This window comes from Shewanella sp. UCD-FRSSP16_17 (genome assembly GCF_001675935.1).
GTDB classification, from domain to species: domain Bacteria; phylum Pseudomonadota; class Gammaproteobacteria; order Enterobacterales; family Shewanellaceae; genus Shewanella; species Shewanella japonica.
The window spans coordinates 477,360-494,128 of record NZ_LZFV01000001.1 but is presented as its reverse complement, the minus strand read 5'-3'; the positions used below and the strand labels follow the sequence as shown (position 1 = coordinate 494,128).

The 16,769-nt window shown below is 39.5% G+C and carries 12 protein-coding genes; 3 read left to right on the top strand and 9 right to left on the bottom strand.

Going from position 1 to position 16,769, the window contains the following annotated elements; all coding sequences use genetic code 11:
- Positions 1–160: 160 nt before the first annotated feature.
- Positions 161–589 carry a hypothetical protein gene (locus tag A9267_RS02110; RefSeq protein WP_055024533.1) on the top strand — a complete coding sequence of 143 codons (429 nt, stop codon included), beginning with the start codon at positions 161–163 and terminating at the stop codon, positions 587–589.
- A 102-nt stretch (positions 590–691) separates the two neighbouring features.
- Here the strand turns inward: A9267_RS02110 and A9267_RS02105 are convergent, their stop codons facing one another.
- The 3 genes from A9267_RS02105 to A9267_RS02095 all read right to left on the bottom strand — a co-directional run bounded on the left by A9267_RS02105 (position 692) and on the right by A9267_RS02095 (position 6,052).
- The gene (locus A9267_RS02105; RefSeq protein ID WP_065108063.1) at positions 692–1,450 is read right to left on the bottom strand and encodes a SapC family protein; all 759 of its coding nucleotides are present in this window, start codon (positions 1,448–1,450) and stop codon (positions 692–694) included.
- Between the two features lie 18 nt (positions 1,451–1,468).
- Positions 1,469–3,070: a tryptophan halogenase family protein gene (locus A9267_RS02100; protein WP_065108062.1), complete on the bottom strand. Its 1,602-nt coding sequence runs from the start codon at positions 3,068–3,070 to the stop codon at positions 1,469–1,471.
- Positions 3,071–3,277: 207 nt separating this feature from the next.
- Entirely contained in the window at positions 3,278–6,052 is a 2,775-nt protein-coding gene (locus tag A9267_RS02095; protein ID WP_055024536.1) for a TonB-dependent receptor, read from the bottom strand.
- 464 nt (positions 6,053–6,516) lie between these two features.
- On the opposite strand from A9267_RS02095, the gene A9267_RS02090 reads away from it, so the two are divergent.
- Complete coding sequence (locus tag A9267_RS02090; RefSeq protein ID WP_065108061.1) at positions 6,517–8,865, top strand: CRTAC1 family protein; 2,349 nt, start codon at positions 6,517–6,519, stop codon at positions 8,863–8,865.
- Between the two features lie 84 nt (positions 8,866–8,949).
- Here A9267_RS02090 and A9267_RS02085 read toward each other — a convergent pair whose 3' ends face one another.
- The 6 genes from A9267_RS02085 to A9267_RS02060 all read right to left on the bottom strand — a co-directional run bounded on the left by A9267_RS02085 (position 8,950) and on the right by A9267_RS02060 (position 15,408).
- Positions 8,950–9,585, bottom strand: coding sequence for an HAD family hydrolase (locus A9267_RS02085; protein ID WP_065108060.1), 636 nt, complete (start codon positions 9,583–9,585; stop codon positions 8,950–8,952).
- A 330-nt stretch (positions 9,586–9,915) separates the two neighbouring features.
- Complete coding sequence (aldA, locus tag A9267_RS02080) at positions 9,916–11,364, bottom strand: aldehyde dehydrogenase (RefSeq protein ID WP_156669084.1); 1,449 nt, start codon at positions 11,362–11,364, stop codon at positions 9,916–9,918.
- 4 nt (positions 11,365–11,368) lie between these two features.
- Complete coding sequence (locus A9267_RS02075) at positions 11,369–12,145, bottom strand: SDR family oxidoreductase (RefSeq protein WP_065108058.1); 777 nt, start codon at positions 12,143–12,145, stop codon at positions 11,369–11,371.
- A gap of 10 nt (positions 12,146–12,155) precedes the next feature.
- Positions 12,156–13,178, bottom strand: coding sequence for a zinc-dependent alcohol dehydrogenase (locus A9267_RS02070; protein ID WP_065108057.1), 1,023 nt, complete (start codon positions 13,176–13,178; stop codon positions 12,156–12,158).
- A gap of 10 nt (positions 13,179–13,188) precedes the next feature.
- Complete coding sequence (locus A9267_RS02065) at positions 13,189–14,298, bottom strand: mandelate racemase/muconate lactonizing enzyme family protein (RefSeq protein WP_055024542.1); 1,110 nt, start codon at positions 14,296–14,298, stop codon at positions 13,189–13,191.
- Between the two features lie 240 nt (positions 14,299–14,538).
- Positions 14,539–15,408 (bottom strand): helix-turn-helix domain-containing protein, encoded by an 870-nt coding sequence (locus A9267_RS02060; RefSeq protein WP_065108056.1) that lies wholly within the window; start codon positions 15,406–15,408, stop codon positions 14,539–14,541.
- Positions 15,409–15,561: 153 nt separating this feature from the next.
- On the opposite strand from A9267_RS02060, the gene A9267_RS02055 reads away from it, so the two are divergent.
- On the top strand, positions 15,562–16,644 hold the full coding sequence (locus tag A9267_RS02055) for a hypothetical protein (RefSeq protein ID WP_055024544.1): 1,083 nt from the start codon (positions 15,562–15,564) through the stop codon (positions 16,642–16,644).
- The last annotated feature ends 125 nt before the right edge of the window (positions 16,645–16,769 follow it).

Genomic DNA, 16,769 nt, shown 5'->3' with positions numbered 1-16,769 from the left:
AACAAATAAGACAACAAACAACTAAACTATTTTAATGGATTACATGTTGCTTTTTGAAGGGTTCAATCCTACATAACTGATTCTGCTAAGCCCTTTATTGTTTGTAACATACCGATATTCGAACTACAGCACTTTTGAAGCTGAATGACTAGGTATTTAAATGATGAAGAAAACAATAATAGCGCTAACAATGATGACGTTAAGTGCAGGTGCGCAAGCAGAATCTAATCAAGCATCAACCGATAAACTTAATTCTGCTATGGAACAACTTACCGTTGTCGATGAGCAAACGGATATTTTTATTACGGTAGATGAAGATGCAAGTTTTGAAAGCGTCACTTATCAGGGATTTATTACTGACATCTACAGTGAAATCTACGTAACTAGCCACGAGGCCAAAGAACACGGTTTAGAAAAAGTTAAAAAATTCTATATCTATAATGAAGTTGATATTGATGCATTGAGTCATAAAATAGCGGCAAGGATAGATGCTGACAAACCAACCGCTTTTTCTGTTGATTTGTATCGTGATTATCGTAATGACTCTGGTAAATTTACCTTCATAGCCCGTGTTATAGAGTATAAATAATCATTACGCTTGTTAATGATAAGTTTGAATAGGAATTTACTACAGAGCTGACACTAGGTGTTCAGCTCTTTTTAATAGCCTTTTGTCAGCTGTTACTGAAAACTATCCTTCAGATTTAGCCTGTTGTAATTGTTGGTTTTTTAACTTTATCAACTTTTGTATATTTCCCATCGACGCAATCATTAAATAACATGCTTGCAAGTACCCTTGCTTAGTTAACTCAGTCAATGCTGCGGGTGTTAAGTTGATTAACTCAGTCTCATTAATGACATATAAGCCATTAAACGTATGCTGTTGTCCATCAATGAGTTTTACAGAAACTTCAACAGCCTCAATTAAGTCGAGTTCAATCAGTGTTGTAATAAACGCATCTGTTTTTATGATCCCTTGTGCCAATTGATACACTAGCTGATGCATGTCCTTTAAATAGGCACTGGCTGAACCATCATTCTCAAACAATCGCTTCGCATCGACATTAGAGCACGGTATTTCAACAACGCGTTTCGCGTTCATATCGATAGTTAATGCGGTATTGTCGGTGTTTAGTGACTCGTTGTCAGTGCCTCGTAATCGGGCAAGCATGAAAGGCTGTCGTTTCACATGCATAGGGATCATAGTTGCATCCCAATTATCCTTAGTTAGAAACAGATTTTCACCTGGCTCAAACCCCAATAAAGCATGTAATCCAAATTGACCTGTTTGATTGTTTTTAAGTAAACAACAGGGGTATTCAATCACAAGCTTTCTTAATTCATCAGCAATAACTGGCACATAATGGACATTATCGCCAAATTGTTTGCCATATTGGGTTAGCACGGCGGTATTAAGATGTTGTTTAGGGTCGACTATTACATTATTCATTATGATCCCTCGGGTTAATTATATTTTTTGTAAACCATACTGATGAATTAAATTAAGCAGTGCCCGATTACTCGGTAATGTATTCATTAACTGCTGCGTTTTTTGCTTTGTTAGGTTGAATTGAGTTCGCGCTAAGTCTTGTTGTTTTTCATTAAGTGCCCAGGGAGAACTTTGTGTATTAAAGCCCATGCCATAAAGCACATATTGATAACTCGCTGCAGGGAAAATCTCTGTAGCATGAATAAAATCATTATCAGACGGCACTTGCGTCTGCCATAACGTTAATAGGGTCTGTAAACTGTCTGGAATTGACGCAGCCTTACGGTTATCTATCCAAAAAGCACTGTCATTGCGCTGATTCAACATGTAATGCAATTTTAGAAAATCAATAATTCGTTCCCATCGATATAAAAATGTATCATTAAAACGTTGGGCAACAATTTCCATCGCTTCACGGTTAGCAGGTAATTGTTCTGCAATCATTGCCGCTGATATTTCTACTAATAGTAAAGCTGACGCCTCTAACGGTTCTAAAAAACCAGCAGATAAACCCACAGCGACACAGTTTTTATGCCAGAACTTTTCCCTATGACCAGGGTTGATTGGAATTTTTCTAAACGATAATGACTCAACGTCATCTACTGAGTCAGCTAAATACGTTTTTAACTCATTTAAAGCTTCTTGCTCGCTAATATATTGACTAGCATAAACATGGCCAACCCCCCGTCTATTTGACAGACCAATATCCCAAATCCACCCACAAGACTGCGCAGTTGAAATGGTATGTGAAGCAATAGACGATTGCTCACTTTCATAAGGAACTTGAACAGCTATAGCAGAATCCACAAACAAAATGTCTTTGCAGCTTTTAAATGGCACATCAAAATGCTTGCCCAGTAATAATGAGTTAAAACCTGTACAATCAATGAACAAATCGCCATGAATATCACCTTCGTCTTCAGTGGTTAACGAATCAATAAAACCATAATCATCATTATTTATGGCAACCACATCTGTTACGAGGTGATGTACATTCAGTTTATTCACACAATGGTTTTTTAAAAACTCAGAAAACTTACCAGCATCCAAATGATAGGCATAATTAGCTTCAGCATCATATTCAGCCGTTGTTATGTATTTAGGAGCAAGGCCGGCTTCACACAGTGATTCCTGTGGACTCAAGGATGTAGAAAGTGAATGGCTATAATCGGTAGTAAACCACTGACGAATAGTGTTTTCAGCGTTATTCCCTTCTGGCAACATCAATGGATGATAATAATAGTCATCCTGTTTACCTGTCACCCATTTAGCAAACTTTGCCCCCTGTTTGAAAGATACATGACATTGTTTAATAAAGTCTGTTTCTCGGATCCCCATTTTTTTTAACGTCGTTCTCATTGTTGGCCACGTTCCCTCGCCGACCCCAATTGGCGCAACGTTAGCAGATTCAACCAAGGTGACAGAGTACTGACCAACAAAGGTATTGTTAAGTTTAGCTGCTATGGTTCCAGCGGTTATCCAACCAGCACTACCACCACCAACAACGACAATATGTTGAATATTTTTAGACTGTTCATTGGCCGCATTCGCGGTGTTAACCGAGTCGATTGGATTAGGCATATTAACTCCAATTCTTGTTGTGAAAACTTTTAACTGTTATTTATAAATAAAAATGTGGTTACCATACATATGGCAACCACATTAGATTTTAGCGAACAATTTTAATCATCGGACTTAGAATATCAGCCCAAGTCAGCAAGATGTTGTCTTGATGATTTGGACTGATACCTTGCTTATATAAAATTGACATAAGCGTTGAGATACTGATTAAAACTTAGCACTGATGCCAACGGTATAACGTGGACCGTATTGTTCTGCAGCTAATAACTGCTCTTCAAAACGACCATAGCGTCTTACTGTTTCGTCAGTTAAGTTTAAACCATCAAACGATACAGTGAATGTATCATTGATATCGTAGCTGAGACTTAAATCAAGTTGACCATACGCCTCAGTAAATGTTGGCTCATTACCTAAAGCGAGTAAGAACTCATCACGCCAGTTATAAGCGATACGCGCTTGGAAACTATCATTTTCATAAAATGCGACCAAGTTACCCGAGTCACTTAAGCCTGTTAATGCAATGGTTTGATCAAAATTATAAGGGTCAAACGATTCATCACTGTTAACAATGGTGTAGTTAGCAACTGCGCCAAAACCACTATCCCAGAACATGTATTGAGCATTAAGCTCCCAACCGTCTACTTCACGATTTTGTAGGTTATCTGGTGTTGCCACTTCCCAAGTAATCACTGGATCGGTAGCCTGACCTAAACAGTTAGGGTTCGGCGTATCAGAGGCATCAGGACAACCCGCTCTTGGGTTAACACTTGGATCTGTTAACGCTTGACCGTTAACGTCATTGATCGATCTGTTTTCTGTGCCAGCACCGATGAAGTTTTCTACGTATTTTTTAAAGTAACCTGCAGAGGCAAAACTGCCATCATCAAAGTACCACTCCAACGACAAATCAAAGTTGTCAGAGGTAATTGGCAGCAAATTCGGGTTACCTTGTGAGGCATTAAATGGCCCACCAGGTCTTGCTGATACATTGGTCGCAGGGAACATTGCACTGATACCAGCACGAGATAAGGTTCGGCTATATGAGAAGCGTGTTACGAGTTCATCTGTGACTGACATATTAAAGTCAAAATTCGGCAAGATGCGAGTATAGCTACCGGTTAGCTCTTCAGCCGTAGGCGTATCATCATATACAGGTCGCAACTCCTGTGCATGGCGATAATTCATTGCAATGATGCCATTTTGTACTGAGTATGCTGTAACGTCAGTATCTTCGTAACGTACACCTACATTCATTTTGACAGGCATATCATTAAACTCAGTATCAAAATCAAATGATAAATATGCTGCTAACGTTTCTTCATTAACTCCGTTTGTTTTGATATTCGGTTCAGCAAATAAACCTTCTGCTTTGACAATATCGATAAATTGGTGAACATCATATTGAGAGATATATGGGAAAAGGTTATTCGCCCCAGGGAATTGATCAGCAGTGTCACCTAAAGGAATGAAACCTAAATCAAGGTCGTCAAGAGGAACATCGACAAAAGAAAACACCTCACTTAAGCGTGTATCAATCGTATAGTCCGTATTCATAATACCAAAGTTGATTTTGGTTAACGCACTGTCAGACGCTTCGTTTTCCCATGTACCAGAAAAACGATATTGCTTAATGTTGTTATCCATTGAATAACCACGCTTTTGATATAAATCAGAGACAATATTGTCTTTGTTATATGCGCCGCCTGGTAAATTTGAATCATCAACAATGACTTCTGGAATATCACCAATGAAGTTGGCACCAATTAATGCAACTGAACCCGAAGGATTTTTAAGGTTCGCAAGGGTTTCAGCTGTTTGACCATCAGGATTTGATTTAGATGTTGAATCATGAACATCAAGTTCAAACTTTAATGTATCTGTTGCTTGCCATTCTATGTTTAGACCTAACGAATCATTTTCTTTTTCTTCATAATATTCCCAAGCCCAGAAGTTTAATTCATCGTCTTGATCTCGAGGGTTCCAAAGTGTGCCATTTGCATTTGCTGCCCCGCTTGGGTTATCAAACCAAAATGCTGAACGATTGGTATAACTGGTTTGCTCGAATCGAGAAATAGTGTAATCAACCGTCGCAATGACAGAATCTACAGGCTGAATTTGCAGCACAGCTTGTGCATTTTGGCGAGTTCGCTCTGTATCAAGTAATTCAGTTTTAGCTGTCCAAGGTGTCCAAATGGCTTGTTCAGGGTTTTTATTGGTATCAATTGCAGACAAATCAACATTATCTCTGCTGCGGTTTCTTACCCAGCCATCTGTACCCACTATATCAGTATGACTGTCACGCTCAGCATGAGAGGCAGATAATAAAAAGCCAACCTTGTCATCTGCAAAGGTTTGGCTAATCATGCCCGAAATTTCGGGCGTCACAGAATCACCAGTTTCAACACTAGTATCGTAAATACCTTTCGCACTCACAAATGCTTTAAAGCCGTCATAATCAAACGGTCTTGCAGTGGTAATATCTATTGTTGCCCCAATACCACCTGACGTGATGTCAGCTTTACCTGTCTTATAAACATTCACTCCAGAAACGCTTTCAGCCGCGATTTCACGGAAGTTAAAGCTACGAGACACCCCTTCTGATTGTAATGCTGACGAGTTTGGCATTTGACGACCATTTAGCGTCACCAAATTAAATTCTGGACCAAAACCACGAACCGTAACCTTGTTACCTTCGTTGTTTGCTCGGTCAATAGATACACCCGCTATCCGTTGTAAAGATTCTGCTAAGTTAGTATCGGGTAACTTACCTATATCTTCTGCACTAATGGCATCTACAACACCATCTGAATAACGTTTAGTTGACGCGGATTTGGTCAACGAGCTTCTGATCCCTTTGACCTGAATGACTTCAGTTTCTTGTGCTTGTGTGTCAGCGGCTAGGTCATCAGCCTGTACGCCTGTACTGGTAGCAATGATCATTGCTGCAGATAACGCGTTGAGTTTGAACTTACACTGTTTCATCTTAAAACCTTCTTATTATTTGGTTTAAAAGGTGTCTTGCTCACAAGAACAATGTAAATGACATTGCCAACGGCATAGCGAAGCCTGACCCTGTTAACAATCTAGCTACTTTTTAAACATTGTGTCAACTGTTTTTTGGAGTTAGTTAATTGTTGACAATTATCAATTGCGTGCAATATGGTGTTCGTAAGTGGTGAATTTACACACAAAAAAGTGAGTAATTAATACAACTAATTATCTAATAAATTCTACTAAAATGAATTTTTTTAGATTTATATACAACTACTTACCATTATTCGAGATAAAAAGGTTCAAATACCTGACAGTCAAGATAACAATTTTTTGCTTTTAAGTATTATTCTGATCAGAAAACTATCTTTAAGGTTTATTAGACTAATTGGTTACCTACTTTTTGCTGTGTTGAATCGTACTTTTTGATGACAAATAAACACTAAGGATGGAATATGTTTGCACAGAACGAAGAATACCTTATCGGTAATTCTTGGGAACAACTGAATACTATTAGCGCGACAATTAAGACTTATCTCTACCCTATGGCTTTTATTTTCATTACGGGATGTCAGCAAGTAACAGAAACGGGTTCATTTAAAAACACTGATAATGATGTTGCACATCTTCCTGCTCAGGCATCCTCCATCAAACAACTGGATAATGACTTAGGCATTATGAATAACAGAGACACTGACTTGGTCTCGGGCTTACCAGTTCCAATTACCTTAACCAAACCCAGATTCAGTAATGTCACCCAAGCGGTTAATTTACATACCACTGATGCTTGGAAATATGGCGGCCCCAGTATTGCAGATATCAATAACGATGGCTTTTACGACATGGTTTTGACTAACCATGATACGACACCCATAGCAATTTTTACATCAAGCCTCGCTGCAACACCTGCTCCGATGGCACATGTTCAATATGCCAAACAGCCTAGTCCTTTTGCAAAAGCTGACGCCCATGGTGTTGCATTAGGTGATTATGATAATGATGGTGACAATGACCTATTATTAGCTTTAGGGGGCGGTAATGGAACACAACCACAGCCGCAGCGACTGCTTCGAAACGATAACGGCTTGTTTGTTGACGTCACTGAGCAATCAGGGTTAAGTCAAATGGGGGCTAGAGGCCGTTCAGTACGTTGGGTTGATCTGGATTTAGACGGTGATTTAGATTTTTTACAAATTAACGCGGCGCAAATGATGGGAGAAACTATCCCCAGAAACATTATTTTTGAAAACATTAGCAACGGCCAGTTTATCTATAAATCGAGCCCTACTTTTGAACAAGTTGATGCTGAACGAGTCATTGTTACTGACATCAACAAAGATCATATCGCAGATTTAATCGCATTTTCACCCTATTCTCCTGTAACAGTCCTTTTAGGACAAATAGATTTTTCGTTTAAAGATGTCACCAGCCAATACTTAGGGAAAGATCCAGATACGACACATGTAACGGCAATTGCACAAGCTGATATCGATAACGACGGCGATATGGATTACTACTTATCCAGAGGTAAAGTTCATTATCAAATTGCCAATAATGCGGTGTCTTTTAACGAACAAAAACAACGATTAGATTTACGTGATGAAGGTAATAAAAGCCATGATGGATTAAGCTTTAAAGCAAGCAGTGATATCTTATTAACGGATTTTTATCATTTTCCCCGTGGCGCAGATAAAATCACTATTCCATTATTTTTAGGCGCAGATAAAACCCCATCAGAAAGACTCACAACAGGGTTTCCTGACAAGCAAATTAGCGTTTCTCATCAGCAAGCGTTAGGGTTTCCTTCATCTGTATCTCAAAGTGGCTGGTACTTAGGTTATTTAGGTGATGATCAATGGCGATTAGAATGGTTATTAACTGATAATCTTGCTTGGGATTTACGAGCATCTATCATAGGTGTCGATAGTGTTGAACTTGATTGGATACCACAAGATTTAGGCGTCAGCGATATTTTACTTAGAAACGATGGCGATCACTTTACTTACCTAAACCACCTACTTCCTGCGCAGCACCATGACAACAATTGGGGCGTTATCACAGCTGATTTTAATAACGATAGCTACAATGATTTCTTTATTTATCGCTTTGGCGAGCTAACACAACGAGTCAATGATGTTATGTTGCTCAACACGCTTCATCTCAGTGAACTAGATAACACCCCAAACAGTAACCTCAGCGAAAACAATTTACCCACTCACCACAAGGCTCATATACAAGCTATAGACGATAATGCAACACAATCAAGGGGCTTTGTAGCACATGAAAGTCACAACGCAACCATGGTAAACCGTCATGCTCATGGCGATATGGGGAGTGCATTTGATCACAATCAAGATGGTTATGTCGATATACTCAGTGGTGACGATGACAATGGCCGTTGGTACCTTTATCAAAACCGTTTAAATGATCAACTCCTTACTGACAATCACACCGAACAAACAACTCATTCTATTCATCATCAATATTTACTCATGCATGTTGGCTATTCAAAGTCTGGAATTGACCCGCATGCAGCTGAGGTAAGGATATTTACAAGCAACAAAGACACGCCGCAGCGCTTCTCAAACAACAAAACCATGACAAGCGCAAATACAGTTCAGTTTAAATGGATCGGTTCTGACAGTGCGAGTCATTCACAAAGTTTGAAAAATATTGTGCATTTTGGTTTAGGTAACCAAGATCGTATTGATAAGATACAAGTGCGCTGGCGAGATGGTTCGGAGCAAACAATGAATAACGTTAACGCAAACCAATTAATTACAATGGGTAAAATGAAACGTTAATGTGAAAGTTTAGGTTCAGGTGCAGTTTGGTTTTATCAGTCCAGCTGCACACTCTATTTAAAAAATCTGTATGAATTATAAAAGCTATAAAATCAATTCTCTAAAGTCACTTATCACTTTGCTTGCCACCAATAAATTATTGTTAATATTAAATTCATGTTGTATCGCGATAACATCACACCCACTGGCGATTCCAGCACTAATACCGGCGAATGAATCTTCAAATATCACGGTATTGTTTGGCGACATTGATAATTTATTAAGGGCTAATAAATAAGCAGCTGGTTCAGGTTTATGCTTACTAACATCTTCTTTAGTAATAATAACTTCAAACATGGCAGTTAAATTGAGGGCTTGAAGAATATCATTGACCATCCACTTGGCAGCTGACGTCACTAGCCCACAAGTTCTACCTTGTAATTGTAGATAGGTTAAATATTGAAGTGCACCAGGAGTTAACTGCAACGCCTGCAGTAGCAAAGCTTGATAGTGTTTTTTAAATATCTCATTGAATTCATTAATATCTGGAGAAATATTCGCTTTATCGAAGAAGAACTGAGTCACAATCCCCCAGTTTTGTCCCATCACTTCTTGATAATGATGATAATCAACTTTTGCACCGTATACAGCACAGGCCTTCGCTATAGCTTGACCTTTGAGTGGCTCAGAGTTGACTAAGGTGCCATCCATATCAAATAGAAATAGTTGATAATCTTTCACGTTTTCTCCAGCGGTGACTACTTTTGATTACTTTACTACGATTAATCCCTTATACGCACGTTGATTTGGGGCTGATTAGGGTTGATTTTGGCGCTCACTGTTAGTTTGAATTGATATTCAATAACTATTTAATCAGTTATTTTATTAATTATACTGCTTACGGTCTTAGGTTGTGGGTAAACATGGCTAGATTTACGAAAACCAAGATAACAGGCTGTAACACCTTTACCTAGCCCAAAAAAAACCAACTGCTGGAGGGGATACAGTTGGCTTTGGTTAACACTATAATTTCTATTGAATCTCAATATTAGGACTCTGATTTAGAAGATATTAGGCTTCGTTAAAATATACCGTCTTTTTCTCTACATATTGCTCAAGACCATATTTACCATCTTCACCGCCGACACCACTCATTTTCCAGCCATTGTGAAAACCCTGGTGCTGCTCACCCAAACCACGGTTTACATACACTTCACCTACTTCCATTTCTGCAATGGATTGATGAATATAATCAAGGTTTTTGGTGTACAAGTAAGCTGATAATCCATACTCACTATCGTTAGTATAAGTAATAGCATCTTCAATGCTGTGAATTTTAATGATAGGAAGTACTGGTCCAAAGGTTTCTTCATGGACTAAAATGTTGTCTTGCTCTACATCCACTAACACAGTTGGCTCATACCAATTACCACCTTCAAAACCTGCAACTGATGCGACTTGGCCACCTGTCACCAGTTTTGCCCCTTGTTCAAGACTCTTCTCTACCAATGTATGAATATTTTTGATTTCACTCTGGTTAACTTTTGGGCCCATATCTGAATTTGAATCCATAGGATCACCAACTTTCAGCGCATTCACCTTTGGTACAAACTTTTCAATAAATGTATCGTACACATCCGCATGCACATATAAACGTTCAGCACACGTGCACACTTGACCACAATTAGCAAAGCGAGCAATCAGCGCATCATCTACCGCTTTATCTAAATCAGCATCTTCCATCACAATAAAGGGCGCTTTACCGCCGAGTTCTAACATCACTGGCGTTAAGTGCTTACCACTGGCTTGATAGATAATTTGACCTGCTCGAGTACTGCCAGTCATTGTAATTAACTCTGTAATTGGGCTTTCACATAAATGCTGACCAACAATGGAACCACTCCCATTTATAATATTCAGCACACCAGCGGGGATCCCTGCTTCGTTAGCAATACGGCCAAGTTCCATCGTAGCCAGTGGTGTTTCTTGTGTAGGCTTAACAACAATGGCATTACCAGTAATTAATGCAGGACCGATTTTACGACCTGCTAATGCTAATGGAAAATTCCACGCTGTAATTGCGACCACAACCCCTTTGGGAACTTTATGAATATAAATTTTTTCGTTTTCATTATCTGACGGTAAAATATCACCTTGTAGCGTCAAAGCATTATCGCAAGCATATTCAACGAATGTGGCTGTTGCTTCAACTTCCATGCGTGCAACATCAATTAATTTGCCTTGCTCTTTTACAAGCAACACCGCTAACGCTTCGGCACTTTGGCGAATACCACTGGCAAATTTTCTCAGGATGGTTGCCCGGGCTCTTGGTGTTTTTTTAGCCCAGCCTTTTTGTGCTTGCTGGGCAATTTCTAATGCATCTTGTGCATCATCAACGCAGCCTTTGGGAATGACACCAACAAGCTCACCTGTACTCGGTGAAAACACTGAAATAGTGCCATCCGCTTTTGATGGCACATACTCACCGTTAATAAAGTTTACCTTATTTCTAATTTCCATTGGACTATCTCCCCATCCAACCGCCATCAACCAATAAAATACCGCCATTCATATAATCTGATGCAGCGGATGCTAAAAATACCGTAGGCCCTTTAAAGTCTTCAGGTGTCCCCCAACGGCCTTGCGGAATACGCTCTAATATTGATTTAGAACGAACGGGATCATCTCTGAGAGCTTCAGTATTATCAGTGGCAATATAACCAGGTGCTATTGCATTTACATTGACGCCTTTGCCAGCCCATTCATTTGCAAGCGCCTTAGCCAGTTGCCCAATTGCGCCCTTGCTCGCTGCGTAACCAGGAACAGTAATTCCACCCTGAAATGTGAGCAATGAAGCCGTAAAAATAATCTTCCCTTCACCACGTGCTACCATTTTTTTGCCGATTTCACGACTGAGGATAAACTGAGAGTTTAAGTTTATCTCCATGATTTTATCCCAGTATTCATCGCGATGTTCAATGGCTGGCTCACGCAATATCGAACCTGCATTATTCACAAGAATATCAATGGTGTCATGTTGGGCGTTAACTGTTTCCACAAATTGATACAGGCTTTTTCGGTCTGAAAAATCACACTGGTAGGCATAGAATTGACGACCTAAAGCGGTAACTTCAGATTCAACATCGGAACCTGACGCCGCTAAAGAAGCAGATACACCAATGATGTCAGCACCAGCTTCAGCTAAGGCAACCGCCATGGCTTTACCAATACCACGACTACAACCGGTCACTAAGGCCAGCTTGCCAGTTAAATCGAATTTACTTAGTACATTATTTTGCATGATGCTTCCTTTACTCTACTGCACATGACACAAGTGCTTTCATTCCTGTTGGGTTGTTATCCATATTCTCGAATGCATTACTGATATGGCTTAACTTGCTCACAGAGGTAATAAATGGCGCCAGATCTATGCTGCCTGAAGCAACTAAATCAATTGCCATATCGAAATCTGCGTGTTCGTAAACTCTCGCACCGAGTAACTCGAGTTCTTTCCAAAAAAATTGAAACAAATCGACTTGTGGTTTTTGTGCATGTATTGCGACCATACATATACGGCCACGAACTGAGGCGATATCGACCATTGCATCAACTGCAGGTTGTACCCCAGAAACTTCAAACACCACATCAGCCCCTTTACCTTGCGTCCATGTATCTACAAAATCCTTAAGATCTTGCTCAATAGGGTTCACCGTTGGAATAGCAAACTTATTAGAAAAATCACGACGGCTTTCATTTGGCTCAGAAATAATCACTTCTGCCCCAACTGATTTTGCAACTAAAGCAACTAGCTGGCCAATTGGCCCGCCACCAATAACAACGGCTTTTTCACCCGCAGTTAAACGTGAACGTGCGACATCATGGCAGGCAACAGACAAAGGCTCTATCAAAGCACCTTGTTGTAAGCTAACGTTTGCGGGCAGTTTATGTAAAGTGCGAGACTTTACAGTCCACGAGTTTTGAAAGGCGCCTGGTGTATCAATTCCCATAAATTTAAGGTTTTGACAAACATGCGAATGCCCTGCATCACAGGCTGGACATTCTCCGCACCAGTCTAATGGTCTCACTACAACACGCTCGCCAACCTCAAACCCCGTTACATTTTTGCCAATTTCAGCAATGGTGCCTGAAATTTCATGGCCTATCGTGTGCGGCGGATTCACTCGAGTGTCCATTACACCATGGTATATGTGCATATCTGTGCCACAAATACCAACATAGCCTACGTTTAAACGTACCTCATCATCACCAGGACTAATTGCTTGTGATTCAACAACTCTAAACGATTTATTACCTATATATTGAGCAGCTTGCATAATCTTGACCTTATGAGCTCATTTTTAAATGAGGAGTTAATAATGCATCATCAAAAACAACGCCAGTACCTGGAATATCAGGTGCGACCGCTTTGCCATTAATGATTTTTAAAGGGGTTGTGGTGTATTCATCAATTGGAAACGAATGTACTTCGAGGTAACCAGAATGTGGCTGCGAGGCAAGTAAACTAACGTGTAATTCATGCATACCATGGCTACACACTGGAATGTTATTAGCGTATGCCAGTTGCGCCACCATTAAAAAGCCCGTTATGCCGCCAATATTTGAGGCGTCAGGTTGCAAAAAACCTAACTTAGATTGCGAAATTGCATAGGTAAACTCATGAATGGTATGTAGGTTTTCACCCATAGCCAATGGAATATCAATAGCATCTGCAATATCTGCATAGCCTAAATAGTCATCTGGAATTGTTGGCTCTTCAAACCACTTAATATCGCAATGGGCAATTGCATTAGCAAAACGAATAGCTTGCTCTTTGGTCATCGAATAATTTGCATCAACCATGAAGATACGATCAGGTCCAATTAATTCCCGTACAGCTTCAACACGTCTGACGTCTTCTTTGTAATCGCTTTTACCGACTTTAATTTTTACCGCTTCAAAGCCACGATCTAAATAAGTTTGAATATTGCTCAGTAACTTTTGATGGTCAAAATTAAGATCAATGCCACCAGCGTAGCAATTAACTTGGTTACTCGCGCCACCAGCAACTTTCCACAGAGGTAAACCTAGGTTTTTACATTTAATGTCCCACAGTGCAATATCTACAGCAGAAATAGCAAAGCTTAATAACCCACCTCGGCCAACATAGTGAAAGTGCCATTGAAGCTCATCCCATATCGCCATAATATCTGACGCATCTTTACCTATGAGTAATGGCTTCATTTCATCATTTAGTAAAGAATAGATAGCTCTTCCGCCCTTGCCTCCTGTATAAGTGTATCCCACGCCCTCTATACCATTCGACGTTTTAATGCGTGTTAAAATCAACTCAAAATGAGTGTGATCACCATGCTTAGCATCAGACAAGACTTCAGCCAAAGGGACTTGATAGTACTCAACCTTAACCGACTCAATCTTATTGGCTTCCTTTGTCATTGACTCACCTTTAAATGAAGCTTACAAAACAGTTTATTGTTAACAATCTACACAAGAGGTTTTTAAATGTAAAGTAATTGTTAGCGCTAATTTGTTTATTGAGTCAAACTCAAGTTTGCAAAAATCGAGTGTTCTACCTGTTTAAATTATCTGACAATGACAGCGGTTACATGCCCTAATATCCAACACTTACCATTTAAGTGACAATTGACACTATGTTTAATTTTGTCAGTATCGCTGTTAACTAAGCTGTTTCCTGAGCGCTTTTCGATATTGATTTGGTGTCTTTGAGAAGTAGCGTTTAAACATAGAAATAAAATGAGATGGGTTTGAAAAGTTAAGATCGTAACTTATTTGGGTAATGCTTTTTTCACTTTGTCCTAACCAACGTGCGCTGGTATACAGCTTATGCTGTACAACAAACTGCGAGTAGTTACAGTTAAAGGTTCGTTTAAACATTCTAGAAAAGTACGAGGTAGAAATGTGACACATTGCTGCGGCTTCAACTAAAGTAAGCTCTACCACATCTTGTTCTCTAAATAAGCTTAAAATAGGACTGAGTTTTTTGTACGAGGCGTCGGTCACTAAAGCACGCTCCGCATTGGGTAAAACCGCTTTACCTTGGGCGACAAGCCAAATAATGATTAATTTTAATAAGGTTGCACTTTTTACGCTGTGTGGGTCGTCTAAATAGCTTTGCTCTAGCCAATTAACTTGTTGTTGAATGCTTTGCCAATCTTGCTGACTAAAACGTAGTTGTAAACCACGCCTTAGTATCGCCTCTTCATACAGCAAGCCATTATCAATTAAAAATTGCGGCATAAACTGGATAATACACCAAGCTTTTGCATGATCCGTTAACTCATAGTCATGGGTCTCTAGTGCTGGGGTAAATATCACATCGCCTTTTTGGATCGCTGACTGACCTTGTGAGTGATAGTACATTCCTTGCACATTTTCAAAAATAATAAACTCATGAACTTGATGAAAATGCATCATACATGCATACACTTCATTTCGTTGGTAAGCCACTCGATGAACTTCAAATTGATATCCCGGTTTAATGGAAATTGGTTCGCAATGTATGCCTGCTTTATTACGCGTGTGCATTTGACTCCCTGTTTTATCTGGCTAAATAGATCGAACTATTCAACAAATGTCCTGCACACATAAGTGCAAATATCTAACAGTTTTTATCTTATACACATTTATCATTGTTAACAATTAACTAAAACTACTTGGTGCATATTACAAGGATAAAATATGAATACAGCTATTCCAGCTTCCCGTGATAATGCAAGGTTTGACCCTCATGGGTTAATCATTGGTCAGGGGGAGTTCACTTATCGAGTTAATACTCAATGGAATAAAATGACCGCTTCACAGTTACCTATTGAGAACTGCCATGACTTAGCGTTTGACTCACAAGGCAGAATTATTATGGTCAGCGATCATCCGCAAAATAATATTATTATTTACAATAAAGACGGCAAATTAATTGATGCTTGGGGCGGACAATTTCCGGGAGCTCATGCAATAAAGATAAACCATGAAAATGGTGAAGACTTTTTATATGTTGTTGATTGTGGCTGGGTCATTAACCGTCAATGGACGCCAACCAATGGCTTAGAAAGAGTGATCCCTCAGACTGGTTTTATTGCCAAACTGACGTTAACAGGGCAAGTCGTTTATACCATTAGCCATCCTCAAACCATTGGCGTTTATCAGCCTAACCAAGCCTTTCGTCCCACTGATATCGCGATCGCTGATAATGGCGATTTATATATTACTGACGGCTATGGCTCTGATTATGTACTTCAATATGACAGCAATGGTCAGTTTATTCGGTATTGGGGCGGACATGATAATCTTGATACACGTCTAAATTTACAAAACACCCATGGCATTGCCATTGATAAGCGACTCGTATCAAGCTCTCCTACTGATGCTTCTCCGACACTGCTGATAAGTTCTAGGGCTGAACATGCATTAAAACAATATTCTCTATCTGGAGATTACCTTAATACGATCAGTGTTCCAGGCGCCTATATAGGCGGACCCGTTTTTAAGGGAGAGCATTTTTTCGCGCCTGTATGTTGGTCACATATTAATGGTACAAATGCAGATAACTCAGGTTTCATCAGTGTATTTGATAAACACAATCAAGTCGTCGCTAATCTTGGCGGTGCTCAGCCTGAGTATGTAAACGGTGAACTTCAACCTATGCATACCAGCTGGGATGTGTTTCGTCATTGTCATGGCTTATGTATCGACGATGATGACAATATTTATGTTGGACAATGGAATGCAAATCAAAGTTTTCCAATACAATTAGTCAGAGTGTAATAACCGTTTTAAAGGTTTATTGAAAACATTTTTGATTTTATAAAAAACGATTAATGACACTTTCGTTAAAATAGGTCGGCATCGCTTTTTACAAGCGGTGTACCGGTTTTGACTGAGTTTAACTG